The 21,095-nt window shown below is 60.5% G+C and carries 18 protein-coding genes; 11 read left to right on the top strand and 7 right to left on the bottom strand.

The genetic code is table 11. The features are described 5' to 3' along the window. The first annotated feature begins 55 nt into the window (after window positions 1-55). A complete protein-coding gene (locus FHS89_RS03335; protein ID WP_184008536.1) occupies window positions 56-1,390 on the top strand; it encodes an ATP-binding protein in 1,335 nt (444 codons plus the stop codon). Here FHS89_RS03335 and FHS89_RS03330 read toward each other — a convergent pair. Then, the gene (locus FHS89_RS03330) at window positions 1,387-2,514 is read right to left on the bottom strand and encodes a carboxylate-amine ligase (RefSeq protein ID WP_184008534.1); all 1,128 of its coding nucleotides are present in this window, start codon (window positions 2,512-2,514) and stop codon (window positions 1,387-1,389) included. The two genes, FHS89_RS03335 and FHS89_RS03330, sit on opposite strands and share 4 nt — an antisense overlap. Before the next feature lie 114 nt (window positions 2,515-2,628). On the opposite strand from FHS89_RS03330, the gene FHS89_RS03325 reads away from it, so the two are divergent. After that, window positions 2,629-3,384: a DUF1194 domain-containing protein gene (locus FHS89_RS03325; RefSeq protein ID WP_184008532.1), complete on the top strand. Its 756-nt coding sequence runs from the start codon at window positions 2,629-2,631 to the stop codon at window positions 3,382-3,384. Here FHS89_RS03325 and FHS89_RS03320 read toward each other — a convergent pair. Beyond that, window positions 3,346-3,666 carry a hypothetical protein gene (locus FHS89_RS03320; protein WP_184008530.1) on the bottom strand — a complete coding sequence of 107 codons (321 nt, stop codon included), beginning with the start codon at window positions 3,664-3,666 and terminating at the stop codon, window positions 3,346-3,348. The genes FHS89_RS03325 and FHS89_RS03320 overlap by 39 nt on opposite strands. A 145-nt stretch (window positions 3,667-3,811) precedes the next feature. Then, the gene (locus FHS89_RS03315; RefSeq protein ID WP_184008528.1) at window positions 3,812-7,465 is read right to left on the bottom strand and encodes a vitamin B12-dependent ribonucleotide reductase; all 3,654 of its coding nucleotides are present in this window, start codon (window positions 7,463-7,465) and stop codon (window positions 3,812-3,814) included. Window positions 7,466-8,018: 553 nt separating this feature from the next. Here FHS89_RS03315 and FHS89_RS03310 point away from each other — a divergent pair. Both FHS89_RS03310 and FHS89_RS03305 read left to right on the top strand, forming a co-directional pair. Continuing rightward, the gene (locus FHS89_RS03310) at window positions 8,019-9,173 is read left to right on the top strand and encodes an aromatic ring-hydroxylating oxygenase subunit alpha (protein ID WP_246413564.1); all 1,155 of its coding nucleotides are present in this window, start codon (window positions 8,019-8,021) and stop codon (window positions 9,171-9,173) included. Next, the gene (locus FHS89_RS03305) at window positions 9,166-9,381 is read left to right on the top strand and encodes a hypothetical protein (RefSeq protein ID WP_184008526.1); all 216 of its coding nucleotides are present in this window, start codon (window positions 9,166-9,168) and stop codon (window positions 9,379-9,381) included. Before FHS89_RS03310 ends, FHS89_RS03305 begins: the two co-directional genes overlap by 8 nt. On the opposite strand, the gene FHS89_RS03300 is transcribed toward FHS89_RS03305, so the two are convergent. From FHS89_RS03300 to FHS89_RS03285, 4 genes are all read right to left on the bottom strand, one after another. Beyond that, window positions 9,378-10,391 carry an aldose epimerase family protein gene (locus FHS89_RS03300; protein ID WP_184008524.1) on the bottom strand — a complete coding sequence of 338 codons (1,014 nt, stop codon included), beginning with the start codon at window positions 10,389-10,391 and terminating at the stop codon, window positions 9,378-9,380. The two genes, FHS89_RS03305 and FHS89_RS03300, sit on opposite strands and share 4 nt — an antisense overlap. Continuing rightward, window positions 10,388-11,389, bottom strand: coding sequence for an Ldh family oxidoreductase (locus tag FHS89_RS03295; protein ID WP_184008522.1), 1,002 nt, complete (start codon window positions 11,387-11,389; stop codon window positions 10,388-10,390). The genes FHS89_RS03300 and FHS89_RS03295 overlap by 4 nt, the downstream gene beginning before the upstream one ends. A gap of 83 nt (window positions 11,390-11,472) precedes the next feature. Continuing rightward, the gene (locus tag FHS89_RS03290) at window positions 11,473-12,651 is read right to left on the bottom strand and encodes a UxaA family hydrolase (RefSeq protein ID WP_184008520.1); all 1,179 of its coding nucleotides are present in this window, start codon (window positions 12,649-12,651) and stop codon (window positions 11,473-11,475) included. Between the two features lie 13 nt (window positions 12,652-12,664). Beyond that, window positions 12,665-12,955, bottom strand: coding sequence for a UxaA family hydrolase (locus FHS89_RS03285; RefSeq protein WP_184008518.1), 291 nt, complete (start codon window positions 12,953-12,955; stop codon window positions 12,665-12,667). A 127-nt stretch (window positions 12,956-13,082) separates the two neighbouring features. On the opposite strand from FHS89_RS03285, the gene FHS89_RS03280 reads away from it, so the two are divergent. From FHS89_RS03280 to FHS89_RS03250, 7 genes are all read left to right on the top strand, one after another. Beyond that, window positions 13,083-13,802 carry a GntR family transcriptional regulator gene (locus tag FHS89_RS03280; RefSeq protein WP_184008516.1) on the top strand — a complete coding sequence of 240 codons (720 nt, stop codon included), beginning with the start codon at window positions 13,083-13,085 and terminating at the stop codon, window positions 13,800-13,802. Continuing rightward, window positions 13,802-14,482 carry a cyclase family protein gene (locus FHS89_RS03275; RefSeq protein WP_184008514.1) on the top strand — a complete coding sequence of 227 codons (681 nt, stop codon included), beginning with the start codon at window positions 13,802-13,804 and terminating at the stop codon, window positions 14,480-14,482. Before FHS89_RS03280 ends, FHS89_RS03275 begins: the two co-directional genes overlap by 1 nt. A 60-nt stretch (window positions 14,483-14,542) precedes the next feature. Then, complete coding sequence (locus tag FHS89_RS03270; RefSeq protein ID WP_184008512.1) at window positions 14,543-15,691, top strand: trans-sulfuration enzyme family protein; 1,149 nt, start codon at window positions 14,543-14,545, stop codon at window positions 15,689-15,691. Next, the gene (locus tag FHS89_RS03265; RefSeq protein ID WP_184008510.1) at window positions 15,688-16,860 is read left to right on the top strand and encodes a cytochrome P450; all 1,173 of its coding nucleotides are present in this window, start codon (window positions 15,688-15,690) and stop codon (window positions 16,858-16,860) included. The genes FHS89_RS03270 and FHS89_RS03265 overlap by 4 nt, the downstream gene beginning before the upstream one ends. Window positions 16,861-17,162: 302 nt before the next feature. Beyond that, the gene (locus FHS89_RS03260) at window positions 17,163-18,821 is read left to right on the top strand and encodes an ABC transporter substrate-binding protein (RefSeq protein ID WP_184008508.1); all 1,659 of its coding nucleotides are present in this window, start codon (window positions 17,163-17,165) and stop codon (window positions 18,819-18,821) included. 114 nt (window positions 18,822-18,935) lie between these two features. Next, on the top strand, window positions 18,936-19,922 hold the full coding sequence (locus FHS89_RS03255; protein WP_184008506.1) for an ABC transporter permease: 987 nt from the start codon (window positions 18,936-18,938) through the stop codon (window positions 19,920-19,922). Between the two features lie 12 nt (window positions 19,923-19,934). Then, on the top strand, window positions 19,935-21,095 hold the full coding sequence (locus tag FHS89_RS03250; RefSeq protein WP_184008504.1) for an ABC transporter permease: 1,161 nt from the start codon (window positions 19,935-19,937) through the stop codon (window positions 21,093-21,095).

The following is a 21,095-nucleotide window of genomic DNA, read 5'->3' as shown; positions in this document are numbered from 1 at the left end:
CACGCTCCTTGATTGCGGCTTGTCAGTCACGCCAAGCCTGCCTAACCCTGTCTATATGATAAATTTCGCCTGGCTCAAACGGTACATGCCGACCAAGCTGTTCGGCAGGACGCTGATTATCCTGATCATTCCGGTTTTCGGCATCCAGCTTGTCGTGGGTGTTCTGTTCATCCAGCGGCATTTTGAAGGGGTCACGCGGCAGATGGCGGGCTCGGTCGGGTCGGAGCTGACCTATCTGATCGCGACGGTCGACACCGTGGACCCGCTCAGCAACGCCATACAACTGGAAGCAACCGCCGATCTGTTGGGCTTTACCCTCGATTATGTGCCCGGCGGCACCGTCACCCCCGGCAGGGAGCTTGGCTTTCTGGATGTTTCGGGGCGGGAGATGGAGCGCACCTTGCGCGACATTATCGCCCGCCCGATGCGGATCAGCACAACCGAAATCCGCAAATCCGTGCGGATTGATATCCAGACCGATACGGGGTTGTTGACCGCGATTGTGCCCCAGCGGCGGATGATCGCCTCCAATCCGCATCTTTTGTTCACTTGGACGATTCTCACGTCGCTTGTGCTGTTGGGCATTTCCATCCTGTTTTTGCGCAACCAAGTGCGCCCGATCCGCAAACTCGCCCTCGCGGCGGAGGCATTCGGCAAGGGCCAGTCGATGAAATTCCGGCCCCAAGGGGCGGAGGAAGTGCGCCGGGCGGGCGCGGCCTTCCTCGCCATGCGCCAGCGGTTGGAGCGGCAGATCGAGAGCCGCACGGCGATGCTGTCCGGTGTCAGCCACGATCTGCGCACGCCCCTCACCCGGATGCGGCTTGCCCTTGCGGTGGCGGAGCCAAGCCCGGAAGTGGAGGAATTGCAGCATGACGTGGAGGAGATGGAGCGGATGCTCGAAGGTTTCCTCGCCTTTGCCCGGGGCGAAGGAACAGAGGAAACCGCCGATGTGGACGCGACCGAGTTCATCCGCCGCATCGCACAGGATGCCCGGCGCGAAGGGGCTGTGCTGACGCTCAACATCCTCAATGACACGCCCAACGATACGTCCGTCCCGATGCGCGAAATGGCGCTGGGGCGCGCGGTCCGCAATCTGGTGAGCAACGCCATCCGCCATGGTGATGAAGTGCGCCTGACTTTGCGATTGCAGCCCAGCAGCATGGAAATCGCAGTAGCCGATGACGGGCCGGGCATCCCCGAGCATCAGCGCGAGGAAGCGCTCAAGGCCTTTACCCGCCTAGATGCCGCGCGCAATCAGGATCAGGGCGGCGGCGTCGGCCTTGGCCTGTCGATCGCGGCGGATGTGGCGCGCGGGCATGGCGGCAAGCTGGTGCTTGGGACCAGTCAGGCCTTGGGTGGTTTGCGCGCGGCGATCCGCATCCCGCGTTAACTCTCGGTATATTGCGCGACGAGATCGGCCACGACCGCAGCCATCGCCGCGTCCTTACCCGCGCCTGCGTCGATCTGCTCCTTATGCACGCGGCGCTGCCGGTCGGCGGAGGTGCCGCGGCGCGCGATCTCCCGCAGATGCAGCAATTCTGGCACACAGCCGAGCATTTCTGCCTCATCCGACACAAGCTCGATCAACTCCTCCACCAGCGCGGAGAACGGCGTCAACGTACCCCGGCCCAGATCAAGCAATTGCCCCGTCGCGCCGTACCGCTGTCCGCGCCAACGGTTCTCTCCGATAAGCGTCGCGGGATACACGCGCCAGCGCTGGTTGCGGCTGCGCAAGCGGTACAGATACGCCAAAAGGCATTGATAAAGCGCTGCAATCGCGGCCGTGTCCCGCACGTTTGAACAGATATCGGTGATCCGCTGTTCCAGCGTCGGGAATTTGTCGGAAGGCCGAATATCCCACCAGATTTTCGTCGCATCCTCGATACAGCCCGCGCTGACAAGGCTGTCCACCAGCCGCCGATAGGCCGCGTGGCTTTCCATGAAATCTGGCGTGCCGGTGCGCGGCATCGCGTCAAACACCGCCAACCGGTAGGAGGCAAGGCCGGTATCCTCCCCCTCCCAAAACGGGGAGGAGCAACTCAGCGACAACAGATGCGGCAGGAAATAGGCCACCTGATTCATCAGGTCGATCCGCATGTCGTCATCTTCGATCCCGGCATGAATGTGCATCCCGCACGCCAGCATCCGCTGCACCGGCTGCCCAATCGCGTCGCGCAGATCGGCATAGCGGTCTTTCTGCGTGCGCTGCTGATCGCGCCAGCGGGCGAACGGATGGGTGGAGGCCGCGATGGGCGCATAGCCATAACGCTCCGCCACTTCGGCCACGCCCGCGCGCAATCCGATCAGTTCATCCACGGCATCCGCGACGCGCCCGTGCGGCTTGGTCCCGACCTCGACCTGACATTGCAGAAACTCGCCCGTGACCTGATCGCCAAGCCGCTTGGTGCAATCATCGACAAAGGCCTGTTCCGGCTCACGTACCAGATCGAGGGTTTCGCGGTCCACGATCAGGTATTCTTCTTCGATCCCAAGGGTAAAGGCCGGGCGATCCATGGAATGCTCCTTGATTTGCTTTGCCTCAGTGTGAAAGCCCGCCTCCCCGATTGCAAAGCGTTTTCCGCGAGATGGAGATATTGCCAAGCCGTGCCGCCACGCTATTTCCCCGTTATGCGCCTGTTGATCCCCTTTGTTGCCGCCCTGACCCTTGCCAGTTCCGCCGCTGCGCAGGATCAGCGCGAGGCGGGGTTGGAACTGGTGCTGCTCGCGGATGGGTCCGGCTCGATTGATGCGGAAGAACTGGCGTTTCAGCGGCAGGGATATGCCCTTGCCATGACCGACCCGGCGGTGATCGACGCGATCACAAACTCCATCTACGGCAATGTGGCCGTTACCTATGTCGAATGGGCAACGAACACGGCAGTCGTGGTGGATTGGATGATCATCGACAGTGTGGAAGATGCCGAAGCCTTCGCCGCCGCCCTGATCGGCCCACCCCGGCAGGTCTACGGGCGCAACGCGATCGGCAGCGCGCTCTTGTTCGCCAAAGATTTGATCCGGGAGAATGACATCTTCGCCCCCCGCGCGGTGATCGACTTTTCAGGCGACAGTATCGGCAATTCCTACGGCCCCCCGATTGAGGAGGCACGGCGGGAAGTGTTGGATGCAGGCATCACGATCAACGCGCTGCCGATCCTGCGACCCGAGGATGGCCGTCGGGCGGGCTATAACCTTGAAGAAGAATACGCGACCCGCATCATCGGCGGGCCGGGCGCGTTCATGGTGACCGCCGAAAGCCGCGACACATTCGCCGCCAGCGTGCGCCGCAAACTGATTTTGGAGATTGTTGGCATCACGCCAGAGGAATTCGACGACTGGACCAATCAGTTAGCTTTGCTGCCTCCCAAAGATATAACCAGCCAATGAGCCAAATATCACACCCGCACTCGGATCAAGTTTTTCATGATAGGCTAAAAAATAAACAGGCACTGCAATGGCTGCCAAAGCTGCAATTCCATAAACCCGGATCCATTTACTATCACATTTTCTTACCTCGCCTCTCGCTTTTATGAGTTCTATTATTTGCGCAATGGCCTCCTTGTCACGAAGGAGGGAGTTTATGGCAGAAAAGTCAAATTTTTCTTCTTTTAAATCAATCTGATCGGCGTTTTCCGTTTTATTTTCATCTTCATGAATTTTTTCGGTCATTTCAACTTCTCCTCGCAAAAAAGGGGGAGCAGTTGCCCGCTCCCCTAAGTCTACAATTCAGGCTCTTTTTTTCGGTGACTGCCCGGTTTCTGCCTGCGGCCTGAACGTGCGAAGGGCGGTGCCGTTGGCGCCGCCCTCCAATCCCTTAGCTACAACCCGACGTGCCGCCGCAGGTGTTGCACTTCATGCAGGTGCCGTTGCGCACCAGCGTGTAGTTGCCGCACTCGCCGCAGGCGTCGCCCTCATAGCCCTGCATCTTTGCCTTTGCGCGGGCATCCATGCCGGTGATGGTGGTGGTGGTCGTTGTCGTCTCCACCGCCGTGGCCACCGCCGTGTCGGTTGCAATCGCGGCATCAAGTGCTGCGGTCGCCCCGCCTTGGAACACCATCAGTTCCTGCGGCAGACGCTTGCGCAGATAGCCGGTGGAGCTGACCTGGCGGATCATGTCGAGGGAGCTATGGGCCGCCTCCGCGCTGATCGGGGCCACGTTGGATTTGCCCTCATGCTCCCCACGGCCAAGCTCGTCAAACCGCTCGCCCATCGGGGCGACATGCGCCAGATCTTCGCGGTCAAGATAGCTGATCGCCAACTCACGGAAGATGTAATCGAGGATCGACGTCGCACTCTTGACCGAGTCGTTGCCCTGCACCATCCCCGCCGGCTCAAACCGGGTGAAAGTGAAGGCCTCAACAAACTCGTCGAGCGGCACGCCATATTGCAGGCCCACAGACACCGCGATGGCGAAGTTGTTCATCATCGCGCGGAAGCCTGCGCCTTCCTTGTGCATGTCGATGAAGATTTCGCCCAGTTGGCCGTCCTCATACTCACCCGTGCGCAGATACACTTTATGACCGCCAACGATGGCCTTTTGGGTGTAGCCCTTGCGCCGCTCGGGCAGTTTCGCGCGGCCCTTGGCGATTTCCTTGATCACGATTTTCTCGACGATCTTTTCGGCCAGCACCTGTGCCCGCTCACCCGAGGGCGCGTTGAGCAGCGCCTCTTCCACGTCATCATCATCATCGATGAGCGCAGAGGACAGCGGCTGGGACAGCTTGGAGCCATCCCGGTAAAGCGCATTCGCCTTGGTGCCGAGCGACCAGGACAGCTCATAGGCCGCCTTACAATCGTCGATGCTCGCATCATTGGGCATGTTGATCGTCTTGGAGATCGCGCCGGAGATGAAGGACTGCGCCGCTGCCATCATCGTGATGTGGCTTTCCACGCTCAGGAACCGCTTGCCGATCTTACCGCACGGGTTGGCACAATCGAACACGCTCAGATGCTCGTCGCGCAGGAACGGCGCGCCCTCCAGCGTCATGGTTCCGCAAACGTGGTTGTTTGCCGCTTCAATCTGCTGCTTGGTGAACCCAAGGTGCCGCAGAAGGTCAAAGGACGGATCGTTCAGCTTCTCCTCAGGGATGCCAAGCGTGCCGGTGCAGAAGTCCACGCCCAGCGTCCACTGGTTGAACACGAAGCGGATGTCGAACGCGGTTGCGAGTGCTGCATCCACCTTCGCCAATTCCTCCGCGCCAAAGCCATGACCGATCAGCGCGGTGTTGTTGATGCCCGGCGCATTCCCGAGGGAGCCGTGACCAACCGCATAGGCGATGATTTCTTCAATCTGGGACGGGGTATAGCCAAGGGCCGTCAACGCAGCCGGAACCGACTGGTTGATGATCTTGAAATACCCACCCCCGGCGAGTTTCTTGAACTTCACAAGCGCGAAGTCAGGCTCGATCCCGGTGGTGTCGCAATCCATCACGAGGCCAATCGTGCCGGTGGGCGCGATGACGGAGACTTGCGCGTTGCGATAGCCAAATTCCTCACCCAGCCCCAGCGCCTTGTCCCACGCATCCCGCGCCACATCGGACAGGAGCGCAATCGGGTTGTTCGCGTGATCCAGCGGCACCGGCTTCACGGCGAGGCCCTCATAGCCTTCGGTCTCCCCATAAGCCGCGCGGCGGTGGTTGCGGATGACGCGCAGCATATGCTCGCGGTTCTTCTCAAAACCGGGGAAGGCGCCGACCTCACCCGCCATCTCGGCGGAAGTAGCATAGGACACGCCGGTCAGGATCGCGGTCAGCGCACCACACAGCGCGCGGCCCTCGTCACTGTCATAGCCATAGCCCATATTCATCAAGAGACCACCGATATTGGCATAGCCAAGGCCCAGCGTGCGGAACTCATAAGACCGCTGCGCGATCTCCTTTGATGGGAATTGCGCCATCAGAACGGAGATTTCGAGCGTCACCGTCCACAGTTTCGTCGCGTGAACATAAGCGTCAACGTCGAACTGCATGTCCTTGTAGAAATTCAACAAATTCATCGACGCAAGGTTACAGGCCGTGTCGTCAAGGAACATGTATTCGGAGCAAGGGTTCGATCCGCGGATCTCCCCATCTTCCGGGCAGGTGTGCCATGCGTTGACGGTGTCGTGGAACTGAATGCCCGGATCGGCGCAGGCCCATGCGGCATGGCCAATCTGCTCCCACAGATCACGCGCCTTGACGGTTTTAGCGACCGTCCCGTCGACCCGCTTGATCAATTCCCAATCCGCGTCATCCTTGACCGCCTGAAGGAAGGCATCGGTCACACGGACGGAGTTGTTGGAGTTTTGGCCCGATACGGTGCCGTAAGCCTCGCTATCCCAATCGGTGTCATAAGTCTGGAACGCGATGGAGGCATAGCCCTGCTTTGCGTAATCCAGCACACGCTTGACGTAGGTCTCTGGGATCGCGGATTTCTTCGCGCCCTTGATCGCGGCTTTCAGCGCGTCGTTCTTTTTCGGGTCGAACGCATCTGCCTCTGCCCCGTCCCAGACGCGGATCGCGCCGAAGATGTCGTTGAGCTTTTCCTCGTGCATCTTGGAGCCGGCAACGAGGGAAGCCACTTTCTGCTCCTCCTTCACCTTCCAATTGATGAATTCCTCAATATCGGGGTGATCCATGTCGCAGATCACCATCTTTGCCGCGCGGCGCGTCGTGCCGCCCGATTTGATGGCGCCTGCTGCGCGATCCCCGATCTTGAGGAAGGACATCAGGCCAGACGATTTGCCGCCACCGCCAAGCTGCTCATTCGCGCCGCGAACGGAGGAGAAGTTGGTCCCCGTGCCGGAGCCATATTTGAACAGGCGCGCCTCGCGGGTCCACAGGTCCATGATCCCGCCTTCATTCACCAGATCGTCGGACACGGACTGGATAAAGCAGGCATGGGGCTGCGGATGCTCATAAGCGGAGGTGGATTTGACCAACTCGCCCGTCTGGAAATCGACATAATGGTGCCCTTGGGACGGGCCGTCGATGCCGTAAGCCCAGTGCAGGCCCGTGTTGAACCATTGCGGGGAGTTCGGCGCGGCCATCTGTGCGGCCAGCATGAAACACATTTCTTCGTAATAGGCTTTGGCGTCGGCCTCGGTGGTGAAATAGCCACCTTTCCAGCCCCAATAGCACCATGCCCCTGCAAGACGGTTGAACACCTGCTTTGCCGAATGCTCCCCGACATAGCGCTCGTTCTCAGGCAGTTTCGCCAGCGCCTTCTCATCCGGCACCGAGCGCCACAGGAAAGACGGCACACCTTTTTCGCGCACCTTTTTCAGCGCGGCAGGCACGCCCGCCTTGCGAAAATATTTCTGCGCAAGCACGTCAGAGGCAACCTGGCTCCAGCCGACAGGCACTTCCAGATTGTCGAGCTTGAACACCACGGAGCCATCCGGGTTGCGGATCTCAGAGGTGGTCGTGCGGAAGTCCAGCGCGCCGAATGCGCCCGTTTCTTCGGTGGTAAAGCGGCGGTCAATCTTCATGTCCCTGTCCTCATACTCTCAGGTCACGGGCGCATTTATCCGGTCCCGCACTTGCGGCGGGTTTGGACACATGTCCCTTTAATTTATGGTCAGTCCTCCGGGCGGTTGGTGATGCCTACGCCGCATCTTGTGTCCGCTTTGGGATTGGACACAACATGACGGAATTGTGTCTCTCCGGTCAACGGGCTTTTTTGCCCAAAACACCAGATATTGTGCTTGATCTTTGGCCCATGATCCTGCGGGGGCAGCATGCGGCGAGTCGACCCAAATTCACGCATAGGTTGAAGTTGCCGTTAATTTTCGAACAAATTGAGATGTTTGCCTCGCGAAAGTGGCACGATGCCTCACCCATCACCCTGCAAAGCTTAACAATTAGTTAATATGTTGTGCGCCGCAGCATACCATATCTAGTAGCCGCAGGACGCGTCGCAGCGAATCTCTTATCCCCGCCACATGGTCAAAATCCGTCATCCCCAGGTCGCAAACCGTGCCGACAGGATTGCCGCCCCTCACCCAGACTTTGCCCACCGCACCATCAAAACAGGAGGGCCGGATGCTTGATATCAGGGACATTGCGCAAGGATTGCGATCCGCCATGGGGCCGATTGAAGAGGCCAATGGCCTGCCCTCCCCGCTCTACACCTCTGCCGAAGGGTTTGAGCTGGAGCGCAAACAGTTGTTCCACGCAGGCTGGACCTGCATCGCCTATGGCAAGGATGTGCCGCATCCCGGCGATGCCAAGCCTGTCAGTTTTCTGGGCGCGCCGCTTTTGGTGCTGCGCGACCGCGACGGCGCGGTGCGGGTATATGAAAATGTCTGCCGTCATCGGGGCATGATCCTCGTGGACGCGCCGCGCAATTTCGGCGGTGTGATCCGCTGCCCCTATCATTCATGGTGCTATTCATTGGATGGAAAGCTGCGCGCGACGCCCCATGTCGGCGGGCCGGGCATCAACAGGCATGACAGCATCAATCCTGACGAGACCGGGCTGACACCCGTGCGCGCCGCGATCTGGATGGACTGCATTTTTGTGGACGTAAGCGGCACCGCCCCGGCCTTTGACGACTGGATCGCGCCGCTGGCTGCCCGCTGGGCCGATTTCACGGACAAGCCGCTCTATCCCGGTGCTGGGTCCAGTTTCACGCTGGATGTGCACTGCAACTGGAAACTCGCGATCGAAAACTACTGCGAAAGCTACCACCTGCCATGGGTGCACCCCGGTCTGAACAGCTATTCCAAGCTGGAGGATCACTACCATATCGAGGCACCGGGCGCGTTTTCAGGGCAAGGAACGGTGGTCTACAATCCCAAACTGTCCGACACGCAAAGTTTCCCCAACTTTGCGGACCTCCCCGCGAAATGGGACACCGGCGCGGAATATGTGTCGCTGTTCCCGAACCTGATGCTCGGCATCCACCGGGACCATATGTTCGCGATCCGGCTCGACCCGATCAGCCATGAGCGCACGATAGAGAATGTCGATATCTGGTATGCAAGCGAAGAGGCCGCCACATCGGACGCCTATGCCGAATTGCGCGCCACGAATGCAGCCATGTGGAAAGATATCTTCATCGAAGATATCTCGGTCGTCGAAGGGATGCAGAAAGGCCGCCATGCCACCAATTTCGACGGCGGTCGGTTTTCAGCCGTGATGGACAGCCCCACCCATGTGTTCCACGCATGGGTCGCACAGCGGCTCCATGGCTGATCCGCTGGATGCGCGTATGCGTGCTCTCCATGACAGCGGGCAGCATGGGGAGTTGAGCCACTTGCATGAGGAGGCCGCGACCCGGCCCCTACCGCTTGAAGCGCGACGGTTTCACCTGACCCACGCATGGGTCTATGCGCTGGTCGAAGGTGACGCGCCCCACGTGGCGCGTCTGGAGGATCAGTTGCGCGTGCTTGGCGGGCTTTAGGCGATCTCCACCTCTAGCCGCTGGGAGTAAGGCCGATCCGGGCCATAGATGATGGACGGCCAGTCCGGCTTGTTCACGCTGTCCGGGAAGTGTTGCGGCTCAAGGCAGAAACCCGGCCATCCCTTCATCGTGATACCATCCAGCCCCTTCATCGGCAGATCGAAATGATGCGCGTCAAAGAACTGACACCCCGGCTGATCGGTCCAGAGTTTCAGGCCGATGCCGGTCTCGGGATTCGTCGCCTCTGCCGCGATATCATCAAACGCGCGGCCCGCGCGCAGCACCATGTTGATGTCGATCCCGTCCCCGTCGCGGATCGGCTTCATGTCTGTAAAATCAAAGCGGGAGCCTTTGACCGAGCGCACCTCACCCGTCGGGATCAGCGTGCTGTCCGCCGCACCACCCTCCGCCCCGACAGGCTCATCCACGGGCGTGTAATGGGGCGCGTCCATGCGCAACAGGCAATGGCTGATGCCCGTCTCCGCACCCAATGTGTAGTAATTATGCTGGGCAAGGTTGATCGGGGTCGGGCGATCCGCCTGCCCCTCCATCTCGATAATGAGGCGCGGACCGTCCAGCCGATAGGTCACGGTGAAATCGACCGTGCCGGGATAGCCCATATGCCCGTCGGGTGATCGGTGGGTCAAGCGCACCGCATCCGTCCCATCCGGGTCCATTTCCCATACCTGCTTGCCCAGCCCTTCCGGCCCGCCATGCAGGTGGTTCGGACCATTGTTGATGGGCAGCGCGTAGTCTTTCCCCTCAAGTGTGAACCGGCCATTGGCGATCCGGTTCGCGACACGGCCCGCGATGGTGCCAAAAGCGCGCGAATGCTCTGGATAAAGGTCAAAGACGGGATAGCCCAGCACCATAGGCTTGGCCGACCCCGCCACATCCACGCGCCAATCGCGCACCACGGCCCCGTAGGACATGATCGACACCGCAGCATGGCTGCTTTCCAGCACGGTTTCCATGACAGGTTTGCCCTGATGGGTGCCGATCTGTTTCATCCCGCGATCTCCCGAATTTGGGTTAGGAGCGCTGTTGGCGCTGTCAGCCCATCGCTAGCCGCCTTTGCCCGATTTGCCAAGCGCCGTTGACCGGGCAAACGCGCCCCGTCAAGGGCCTCATAAATCGCGGCAAGGGCTGCCATACGCTCGGCAAAAGCACCACCCGACAGGGCTTGCGCATCAATCGCGATGATCGTTTGACCAAGGTCGGGCGGCCCGCCTTCCGGCTCAAAAAGGCTCGATGCCTCAGAGCCGAACGCAGCCCCGGCCAGACAGGCCGACATCACTTCGACCATCAGCGCAAGTGCGGCCCCTTTCGGCCCACCGATGGGCTGCATCGTGCCCTTAAGCGCGGTGGCGGCATCGGTGGTCGGCTCCCCATCGGGGCCAAGTGCCCAATCAGCCGGAATGCTCTGCCCGCTTTCGCGCGCGGCAAGGATTTTGCCCCGTGCGACTGTCGTGACCGCCATGTCGATCACCAAAGGGGCTCCCGGCGCGGGGGCGGCAAAGGCGATGGGATTGGTGCCAAGGAGCGCCACCTTCGATCCCGTCGGTGCCAGTGCCTTTGGCGCATTGCCATAGACGAACCCGACCATGCCCCGCTCCGCCAGCCACTCGCAATGATGGCCCGCGACGCCGAAATGGTGGGATTTGTGGATCGCACAGGCGGCAACGCCGATCTCTTTCACCCGCCGCTCCAATTCCGGCAGCGCCATGTCGAACGCCGGATAGGCAAAGCCGTAGCCCGCATCCACGCGGAACACGCCCGGTTTCACATCCTCCAACACCGGCGTCACGCGGCCCTGAATTTTGCCCACTTTCGACTGTTTCGTGTAGCTTGGCACACGGCTCAGCCCATGGCCCTTCTGGCCATCCACTTCCGCGGCCAGCAGCGCGCGCGCCACGCTTTTGGCGTTCAATTCCGAGGTCTCTGACGCCAAAAGGGCCGCCTCGATGAGCGACCCAGCCTCGGCAACAGTCAAGGTTTCGCTGCTCATAGCGCCCCTTTCCATTTTCTTTTTTCCAAAAATACCTCCCGCCGGAGGCATCGGGCCGGGGAGGTATCCCCGGCCCGATCCTTTTATGCGGAGCGGTAGAGCTTCGTCATCACGAACTCGCGATGGCCCAGCGCTTCTGCTGCGGTGTAGCGGCCATTTGCCGTGCGACGGATGCACTCGATCAGCGCGTCACCCGCCTGATCAATGGTCTGCTCACGGGTCAGAACACCGGTCACGTCCACGTCGATATGCTCGGACATGGTGCGCAGGGTGCGCGGGTTGCCGGAGATCTTGATCACGGGCACGATCGGGTTGCCGACCACATTGCCCTGCCCCGTGGGGAAGGTGTGGATGACGTATCCGGCCGCCGCCATCAGCGTAATACACTCAGCCGCAGCGGATGAGGTATCCATGAAGTAAAGGCCGGGGCCTTTCTCCGGGGCTTCTGCCGCCTGAAGCGCGTCGATATAGGTGCATTCGCGCCCGATTTTTTCGAGGTTCCCCAGCGCCTTTTCCTCGATCGTGGTCAGACCACCAAGGATGTTGCCTTTGGTCGGCTGGCTGTCGGACAGGTCATCGGTCTGGTGGGCAAAGATGACGTTCTCGGAATATTCCTTGAAGATCGCCATGAATTTCTCTGCCGCTTCGGGCGTGGCCGCACGCTTTTCGCAGATATGCTCCGCGCCCGTGATTTCGGAGGTTTCACCGAACACACCGTAAAGACCATGCGGGATCAGCTTGTCATACATGTTGCCCACGGTCGGGCAGGAGGACAGGCCGGTGGTGGTGTCGGATTCGCCACATTTCGTGGACACCCACAGATCGGTGATCGGGCATTCCTCTTTCTGAAGCTCGGTCGCCCAATGGACGAATTCCTTCGCCTTCCAGGAGGCTGCGCGGATGGTCTCGAAATCACCCTTCTGCTCGATGGAGAATTCCGCGACGGGCTTGCCGGTTTTGCGGATACCGTCGGCGATGACTTTGGTCCACTCCGGCTCGATCCCGATCACGACCACAGCGGCGACGTTCGGGTTCGCACCGGTGCCGATCATGGTGCGGAAATGCAGCTCAAGATCCGCGCCGAACTGAAGACGGCCATAGGCATGCGGCAGCGCCATCGTGCCTTTGACGTTGTTGGCAACAGCTTCACACGCCGCGTTGGAGATGTCGTCAACCGGAAGGATGATAACGTGGTTACGGACGCCGACGCGGCCGTTTTCACGCCGCCAGGCCATCACAGTCTGATTTGATGCATCGAACATTGGATGAGGCTCCTTACCAGCGCTTGGTTTTGCAGTTGTGGGTATGGACGTGATCGCCCGTGCCGGCATTGCCGACCATTTTGCCGATATCTTCGCCGTATTTGATGACGGTATCGCCCTCTTTGAGGTCTTTCAGCGCGACCTTGTGACCAATCGGAATGTCGGCATTCGCGGTCAGGCGGAAATCGGAATTGTCATGTGTGACGACGCACAACATGTCTGTGCCGGCGGTCAGGCCCTCGACGACGACAACGCCAACGTTGTCCTCATGATCATGGACCAAAAGATGCGGGTGATTGCTCATTCCAGTGCGTCCTCCAAAGACGTAGTTTTGACTGAGTCTTATATAAGACATCATCTATAAGACTTGCAAGAGACATCTTCGCCACACCATGGTACAACGAGCCGATTTTGCGAGAATGAGACCCCCGATGACGACAGCCCCCCGCACCGAACCCCTGTATGCACAGGTCCGCACGGCCCTGATCGAGCGGATGGCCAGTGGCAGCCTGCGCCCCGGTCAGGTGTTGCCAAGCGAATTTGCACTGGCCGAAGAGCTCAATGTGAGCCAAGGCACGGTGCGCAAAGCGCTCGATACGCTGGTGGCGGATAATCTGGTGCAGCGCCGTCAGGGGCGGGGCACGTTCGTGGCCGAGCACACGCAAGAGCGCGCCCTCTTCCACTTCTTTCGGATGGAAGGGATCGGTGGGATGCCCGCCATCCCCCAGACCCTGACCGAGGAGATCACCCAGCGCGCCGCGCCCGCCCGAATCGCCACGCGGCTCGGGATCGACAAATCCGCAGATGTGGTGCTGATCCGGCGCACCCGCACCCTGCTGGGCAAGCCCGCAACATTCGAGGATATCTATGTCCCGCATGCGCTGTTGCCGATCAGGGCCACCGACGGGCCGCTGCCGAATGCGCTTTATACCCATTACCAATCCGCGCACGGCCTGTCCGTCGCCCGCGCGGAGGATCGCCTCAGCGCGGTGCAGGCCCCGGCCAAAGTCGTGAAGGCGCTGCCACAGGCCGAAGGTCAGGCAATGCTGTTGGCCACCCGCGTCGCGTTTGATCTGACCGACCGGATCATAGAGACCCGCGAAAGCTACATCCTGACCACCGATACCGCCTATGCCGTGACGCTCCGCTGATGCCGATTATTGACCTCACCCAAACCATCGAGCATGGCATGGTCGGCTTTCGCCTCATGGATGCCAATGGCGTGCCGACCGATTTCACCGCGACGGTGGAGCCGTTTCTGACCCACGCGCAATCCGCGCCGAATTACGCGCCCGGCACCTCGTTTGAGGTCTCTCAGGTCAGTTTTCAGACCAATATCGGCACCTATCTGGATGCGCCCTCAGCACGGTTCGAGGGGGCGGCGGATATCGCGGATATCGACCTGTCCTCCCTTATCCTTGACGGCATCGTCATTGACGCGCGGCACTGCACGCCCGATGCGCCGCTGACCGTGGACGCCCTGCCCCCGGCGGATCAACTCACGGGGCGGGCGGTGCTGATCTGTTTTGGCTGGGACAAGCATTGGGGCACGCCCGCCTATAAGGTGCTGCCCTATGTGGACCGCGACGCGCTCGCCTATCTGCACGAGGCGGGCATCGCCCTCTTTGGGGTGGACACCCAGAATGCCGATAGCCCGAATGACCCGGAGCGTCCGGCGCATACATGGTTCCTTGGCGACGGCATCCATGTGGTGGAGAACCTGACCGGGCTTGCCGCCCTTCTGGGCCTACGCTTCCGCTTCTTTGCCATTCCGACAAAGGTGCGCGGGGCCGTGGCCTTTCCCATTCGCGCATTCGCCGAAGCCGACTAACCCCCCTTGCAGAGCACCCGGCGCGCGGGCATCCATAGGGCATCCAAGAGGGAGAGCACCATGGCCGAGGGCAAGAACGATCAGACATCCGCCGCAACGCGGCTCGCACAGGCGCTGCATTATGTGCATCCGGTGCATGGCGCGGTGGTGCCGGGGATCGAGCCTGCCTCCACCTTCGCCCGCGACGGGGAGTACGCCCCAATGGATGGCAAGCTCTATGGCCGGGACGGCAGCCCGACCACCGATCAGGCGGAGAAAATCCTCAATTCCGTCGAGGGGGGCGCCGGGGCGATGCTCTTCACCTCCGGCATGTCCGCCATCGTCGCGCTGTTTGAGACGTTGAAAGCAGGCGATCATATCGCGGCCCCCGTGGTGATGTATCACGGCACCGCGACATGGCTGAACCGGATGGCGGAGATGCGCGGGATCGAGGCCACGTTTTTCGATTCCACCCAAGAGGGCGCGTTAGAGGCCGCGCTGCGCCCCGGTCAGACCCGGATGCTATGGATCGAGTCGCCCACCAATCCGAACTGGGACGTCATCGACATTGCCGCCGCCACCGACGCCGCGCATGCGGCAGGTGCGCTGTTGATCGCCGATTGCACCGTCACGCCGCCCGTCACAACCAAGGCGCTGAGCTTTGGTGCGGATATCGTGTTCCACTCCGCCACCAAATACCTCAACGGTCATTCCGACATCACCGCAGGTGCGCTGATCACGCGCGAGGCCGGGCCGCTTTGGGACGATATCCGTGCCGTGCGGGTGCTTCAGGGCACCGCCCTGCCCGCCTTTGAAAGCTGGCTGCTGATCCGGGGGATGCGCACGCTTGCACTCAGGTTTGAGCGGTGTTCAAGCAATGCCATGGCGATCGCGCAGCATTTCGAAGGGCATCCGAGGATCGCGGCAGTGCTCTACCCCGGATTGGACAGCCATCCAGGCCATGCCATCGCATCCAAGCAGATGCGCGCGGGTTACGGCGGGATGCTGTCGCTGCTGGCCGCCGGGGGGGAGGATCACGCCCGCCGGATCGCCACACGCTGCAAGGTGTTTCTGCCCGCAACCAGCCTTGGCGGTGTGGAGAGCCTCATCGAACATCGCATCGCCGTGGAGGGGCCGCATTCCGTGGTGGCACCGAACCTTTTGCGCCTCTCCGTCGGGATCGAGGATGTGGCAGACCTGATCGCTGATCTGGAGCAGGCGCTGGCATGACGCCCCTCAGCCAATCCCCGACCGACCCGGATTTCGTGCAGAACCCCTACCCGTTCTATGATCGGGCGCGGGGCGTGGGGCCGTTCTTTCACTGGGAGGACTATGGCCATGCCTGCGCGGCGTCCCATGGGATCGTGAACACGCTTTTGCGGGATCGCCGGTTCGGGCGGGAAAATCCGTTTCCCCAGCCCGTCCCCGATCACCTCATACCGTTTTATGACAATGAGGCCCATTCCATGCTGGAGCGGGAGCCGCCGACCCATACGCGGCTGCGCGGATTGGTGATGCGCGCCTTTACCTCCCGCCGGATCGCGGTGCTGGAGCCGGAGATCGCCGCATTGTCGCATCAGTTGATCGACGGGTTCACAGGCGATGAGGTCGACCTTCTGCCCGCCTATTGCGAGAAAATCCCAGTCGTCATCATCTGCCGCCTTCTGGGCGTGCCAGAGGATATGGCCGATCAGTTGCTTGGCTGGTCCCATGACATGGTCGCGATGTATCAGGCCAATCGCAACCGGGAGACGGAGGATCGCGCGGTTGCCGCCACCCTCGCCTTTCAGGACTATATCCGCCGCCATGTCGCGGATCGCAGGCGCACGCCGGGCGATGACCTCATCACCCATCTGATTGCCGCCGAAGAGGCCGGAGAGCGGCTATCGACTGATGAGTTGATCACCACCTGCATCCTTTTGCTCAATGCAGGGCATGAGGCGACCGTCCATGCGCTTGGCAACGGAGTTAAGGCGGTGATCGAGGCGGAGCTAGGGCCGCATCTGAGCCAGTTCGACCCGGTCAATCTGGCCGATGAGGTGATGCGGTTCGACCCGCCGCTTCATATGTTCACCCGCTTTGCGATGGAGGATGTGTCAGTGGCCGGGCATGACTTCGCCAAGGGGGAGGTCGTGGGCCTTTTGCTGGCGGCAGCCAATCACGATCCCGCGATCTTTACCGAGCCAAATCGGTTTGACCCGGAACGAAACGCGGGCAAACAGCTTGCCCTTGGGGCTGGATTGCATTTTTGCGTGGGCGCACCGCTTGCCCGGCTGGAGGTCGCGACGGCGCTGCCCATCCTCTTTGACCGCATGCCAGAATTGCGGCTCAGCGCCATGCCACGTTATGCGAACCGCTATCACTTCCACGGCTTGGAACGGCTTTTCGTTTCCACCTAGAGGAATGGCGCAGCGCAGCATTGCAACCGGTTTGAGACTTACAGCATCACCCAGCGAGGTTTTGTCGCTATCAGACAGGTTTATGTCGCAAATTTGCCGACCAATTGCCCTGCAAGCTGTTGACCTTCTACCTGATACGTCGCTTCATAGGGGTACATGCGGATTGCTGCCGACATGTCGCTTCCTAAATGGGCGATGTTTCGTCAGATAATTACGCGAGCGGCATCTTTGGGTGCTGAATCGCAACCCACCGCTGCCTTAGGTTGGGCAACCGGTGAAAGGTTAAAATCAGGGAGACCTACATGACGAACGAAACTCTTACGGGCGCACCGATGCACGCAAAGGTTGGCGCGCTTGCCAGCGAAGTGGCAGCGGGCAAGCTGCCACGGCGTGAATTCCTTGCGATGGCAACGGCACTCGGCGCGACCACTGCGGCGGCCTATGGCGCGCTTGGCTTGGCCACGCCTGCCCGCGCGGCGGCTCATGCCGAGTCCGGTGGCACCTTGCGCGTTTCCATGCCGGTGATGTCGGTCGATGACCCGCGCCTGTTTGACTGGTCGGAAAAAGGCAACATCGCGCGTCAGTTCCTCGACACGCTTGTGCGCTATACCAGCGACTTCACCTTTGAGCCGTCCATTCTGGAAAGCTGGGAAGCCAACGAGGACGCGACGCAATACACGCTCAACATCCGCCGCGGCATCACGTGGACCAATGGCGACACGCTTGATGCGACGGACGTGATCCACAACCTCGAGCGTTGGTGCGAGCAGAATGTTGAGGGCAACTCGATGGCCGCGCGCGTTGCGACGCTGATCGATCCCGACACTGGCATGGCGCGCGAAGGTGGTATTGTCCGTGTGGATGATTACACTGTGCAACTGAACCTGCCGACATCCGACATCACGATCATCCCGGGTCTTTCTGATTATCCTGCATTGGTTGTGCACCGGTCCTTTGACGGCTCCACCGCGATCACCGACAATCCGATCGGAACCGGTGCGTTTGAGCTGGTGAACCATGAGGTTGGCGTGCGTTCCGAATTCGTGCGTCGGACCAATGGCGACTGGTGGGGCAAGGCCGCGCGCGGGTCAGATGTGTATCTGGATGGTGTGGTCTTCCTTGACTACGGCACCGACAAATCCGCCGAAATCTCCGCCTTTGAGGCCGAAGAGATCGACGTCAACTATGAGACCGAGTCCGATTTCGTGGATATCCTCGACGATCTTGGCCTCACCCGGTCCGAAGTGGCGACGGGTGCGACCGTTGTGGCGCGCATGAACGTGAACAATCCGCCCTATGACAACAAAATGGTGCGCAACGCGATCCAGCGGGCGGTGGACAATGCCATCGTGCTCGAACTCGGCCAGAACAACCGCGGTATCCCGGCGCAGAACCACCATGTCGGCCCGATGCACCCCGAATATGTCGATATCGGCATCCCGGCGCGTGACCCGGCGCTTGCCATGCAGATGATGACTGACGCGGGCCATGCAGAGACGGAGATCGAGATCATCTCCATCGACGGCGACTGGACGACCGTTTCCGCTGATGCGGTCGGGCAGCAGTTGCGCGATGCGGGTATGAACGTCAAGCGGACGGTTATTCCGGGTGCGACGTTCTGGAACGACTGGACCAAATATCCCTTCTCCACCACCAACTGGAACATGCGCCCGCTTGGCGTGCAGGTTCTGGCCCTTGCCTACCGTTCCGGCGTGGCATGGAACGAGACGGGCTATGCGAATGAAGAGTTCGACAACCTGCTGACCGAAGCGGTCGCGATTGCAGATCATGAGGCCCGGTCGGTCGTAATGGCCAAGATCGAAGCCAACCTGCAGGATGCGGGCGTGATCATCCAGCCGTTCTGGCGGTCGCTCTATTCGCACCATGTTGAGTGGGTCAACGGCTTCAACCGCCATCCCACGAACGAGTTGATGTTCGAGGACACCTGGTTCTCTTCCTAAGAGACCTCATTTTCGGGCGCGCCAGCACATCGGCGCGCCCGAATTTCCTTTGGGTGACTGACTGGCCCTGCCAGTGGGACAGGGTCCCCAGCCGATCAAACGGACACCGCTGATATGTTGATTTTTATTCTCAGACGCCTTGGCGTGATGGTGCTGACAATGCTCGCACTCACGTTCATCGTGTTTTTCCTGACCAATCTTGAGCCGAACCTCATCAAACTTGCCCTCTCAGACGGCAATATGCGGATGACGGAAGAGCAAACCATGCAATGGCTGGAGAACCGCGGCTATCTGCGGCCCTTCCATGAGCGGTATTTCGAGTGGCTGGGCGGTGTGTTCACTGGCGATCTGGGCGAATCCACCCGCTTTAAACAACCCGTCACCGAATTGCTGGCGGAGCGGCTGGCTGCGACGGGTAAGCTGATGTTCTTCGTGATGATCACGATGGTGCCTGCGGCCCTCCTGATCGGCGTGCTTGCTGGTATGCGCGAAGGCACGCGGCTTGACCGGGGGCTGTCCATCGTGTCCATCGGCTCCACCGCGACGCCAGAATATGTGTCGGGCATCATCTTCACCGTTTTGTTCGCGTCCATGTTCAAGGCATGGGGGGAGACCTATGCGTGGTTCCCTGAATGGCTGCACCTCAACGGCTCTGCAGCATCAGCGACGGGGCGGTCTGGGATTACCTTCTACAATTTCACCCTGCCCGTGATGACCATGGCCATTTACGGCATGGGCTATGTCGCGCGGATGACCCGCGCCTCCATGGCGGAGGTGATGACGGCGCAATATATCCGCACGGCGCGGCTTAAGGGCGTCGCGTTCCGCTCCATCGTGATCAAACACGCGCTGCGCAACGCGCTGATCGCCCCGTTCACCGTCATCATGCTGCAATTCCCGTGGCTGCTGACCGGCGTTGTGATCGTTGAGGCGATGTTCAACTACAAAGGCTTCGGCCTCGCGCTCGTTGAGGCGGCGGAAAACAATGACATCAACCTGTTGATGGCCTGTTCGCTGGCCTCTGTCGCGGTGGTGCTGATCACCCAGCTGATATCCGATATCGGTTACGTCTATCTCAATCCGCGAATTCGCGTGAAATAAGGAGCGCGCATTATGAATGAGATCGGATATCTTGAGATTTTCGCCCGTGCGGCGGTGTTGTTCTGGCCCGTTTGGCTGGCCCTCGCGATTGTGATGGGTACGAGCTTTATGTTTCGGAGCCGCCTGAGCCTTTATGGCCAGCTTTACGATAGCTGGGTGGGCATTATCGGCATCTTCCTTGTGCTGTTTTGGGTGTTCACTGCCCTCTTGGCAGATTTCATCATCCCGCTGGACCCGTTCCAGCAAGTCTCCGGGATGAAACGAGCCGTGCCGGGCACAATTATTCCCGATGGTGGGGCGAGCTATGATGTGTACCTCTTTGGTGGGGACAATCTGGCGCGGGATGTGTTCAGTCGCATGATCGTCGGCTCGCAGACCGTGTTGGCCATTGCGCCCATCGCGACGCTGTTTGCCTTTATGGTGGGTATCACGCTGGGCCTGCCTGCCGGATACTTCTCGGGCAAGACCGACACGATCCTGACTTTTCTTGCGAACCTCGTGCTGGCCTTCCCGGTGATCCTGCTGTTCTACCTCTTGGTGACACCGGGCATTCGGGACACGCCGATCCCCACATCCATGGCGGCGGTGCTGTTCCTGTTCCCGGTCGTGTTCTTTGTGATGTTTTTCTACAGCCGCTATTACACCCGGCCCGATCTGGTGTGGTTCCAGCTATCGGGGGTGATCCTTATCGGCGGGTGGATGTATCTGGGCCTTGCGTTCAACGCGGACCCGCTGGGCATCCTGTCGATGGACCCGAACACGCTCAATATCTTTGTCTCGGTGGTGTTCGTGAACTCCCCCACCGTGTTCAGGATCGTCCGTGGCCTGACGATGGACATCAAAACAAGGGATTACGTCGCCGCCGCCCAAACACGGGGGGAGCGCCCATGGTACATCATGCTGTGGGAAATCCTGCCAAACGCGCGCGGCCCGCTGATCGTCGATCTGTGCCTGCGCATCGGCTATACCACGATCCTTTTGGGAACCTTGGGCTTCTTTGGCCTTGGGGTCAGCCCTGAAAGCCCGGATTGGGGACTTGCGATCAACGAGGGGCGGCAATTGTGGCGCTCGGTCGTGCATATCGCCCTGCCCCCCGCACTGGCGCTGATGACGCTTGTGCTTGGCCTAAACCTGCTGGCTGACGCGCTGCGCGAACAGTCGCTGAAAGACTAA

The organism is Rubricella aquisinus (assembly GCF_014199445.1).
Taxonomy (GTDB): Bacteria; Pseudomonadota; Alphaproteobacteria; order Rhodobacterales; family Rhodobacteraceae; genus Rubricella; species Rubricella aquisinus.
This window is presented reverse-complemented; position numbering and strand designations above follow the sequence as displayed.

Excerpts from the sequence above, each read along its gene's own strand:
- FHS89_RS03335 (WP_184008536.1), top strand. The coding sequence starts at position 56 with ATGATAAATTTCGCCTGGCTCAAACGGTACATGCCGACCAAGCTGTTC.
- FHS89_RS03330 (WP_184008534.1), bottom strand. The coding sequence starts at position 2,514 with ATGGATCGCCCGGCCTTTACCCTTGGGATCGAAGAAGAATACCTGATC.
- FHS89_RS03325 (WP_184008532.1), top strand. The coding sequence starts at position 2,629 with ATGCGCCTGTTGATCCCCTTTGTTGCCGCCCTGACCCTTGCCAGTTCC.
- FHS89_RS03320 (WP_184008530.1), bottom strand. The coding sequence starts at position 3,666 with ATGACCGAAAAAATTCATGAAGATGAAAATAAAACGGAAAACGCCGAT.
- FHS89_RS03315 (WP_184008528.1), bottom strand. The coding sequence starts at position 7,465 with ATGAAGATTGACCGCCGCTTTACCACCGAAGAAACGGGCGCATTCGGC.
- FHS89_RS03310 (WP_246413564.1), top strand. The coding sequence starts at position 8,019 with ATGCTTGATATCAGGGACATTGCGCAAGGATTGCGATCCGCCATGGGG.
- FHS89_RS03305 (WP_184008526.1), top strand. The coding sequence starts at position 9,166 with ATGGCTGATCCGCTGGATGCGCGTATGCGTGCTCTCCATGACAGCGGG.
- FHS89_RS03300 (WP_184008524.1), bottom strand. The coding sequence starts at position 10,391 with ATGAAACAGATCGGCACCCATCAGGGCAAACCTGTCATGGAAACCGTG.
- FHS89_RS03295 (WP_184008522.1), bottom strand. The coding sequence starts at position 11,389 with ATGAGCAGCGAAACCTTGACTGTTGCCGAGGCTGGGTCGCTCATCGAG.
- FHS89_RS03290 (WP_184008520.1), bottom strand. The coding sequence starts at position 12,651 with ATGTTCGATGCATCAAATCAGACTGTGATGGCCTGGCGGCGTGAAAAC.
- FHS89_RS03285 (WP_184008518.1), bottom strand. The coding sequence starts at position 12,955 with ATGAGCAATCACCCGCATCTTTTGGTCCATGATCATGAGGACAACGTT.
- FHS89_RS03280 (WP_184008516.1), top strand. The coding sequence starts at position 13,083 with ATGACGACAGCCCCCCGCACCGAACCCCTGTATGCACAGGTCCGCACG.
- FHS89_RS03275 (WP_184008514.1), top strand. The coding sequence starts at position 13,802 with ATGCCGATTATTGACCTCACCCAAACCATCGAGCATGGCATGGTCGGC.
- FHS89_RS03270 (WP_184008512.1), top strand. The coding sequence starts at position 14,543 with ATGGCCGAGGGCAAGAACGATCAGACATCCGCCGCAACGCGGCTCGCA.
- FHS89_RS03265 (WP_184008510.1), top strand. The coding sequence starts at position 15,688 with ATGACGCCCCTCAGCCAATCCCCGACCGACCCGGATTTCGTGCAGAAC.
- FHS89_RS03260 (WP_184008508.1), top strand. The coding sequence starts at position 17,163 with ATGACGAACGAAACTCTTACGGGCGCACCGATGCACGCAAAGGTTGGC.
- FHS89_RS03255 (WP_184008506.1), top strand. The coding sequence starts at position 18,936 with ATGTTGATTTTTATTCTCAGACGCCTTGGCGTGATGGTGCTGACAATG.
- FHS89_RS03250 (WP_184008504.1), top strand. The coding sequence starts at position 19,935 with ATGAATGAGATCGGATATCTTGAGATTTTCGCCCGTGCGGCGGTGTTG.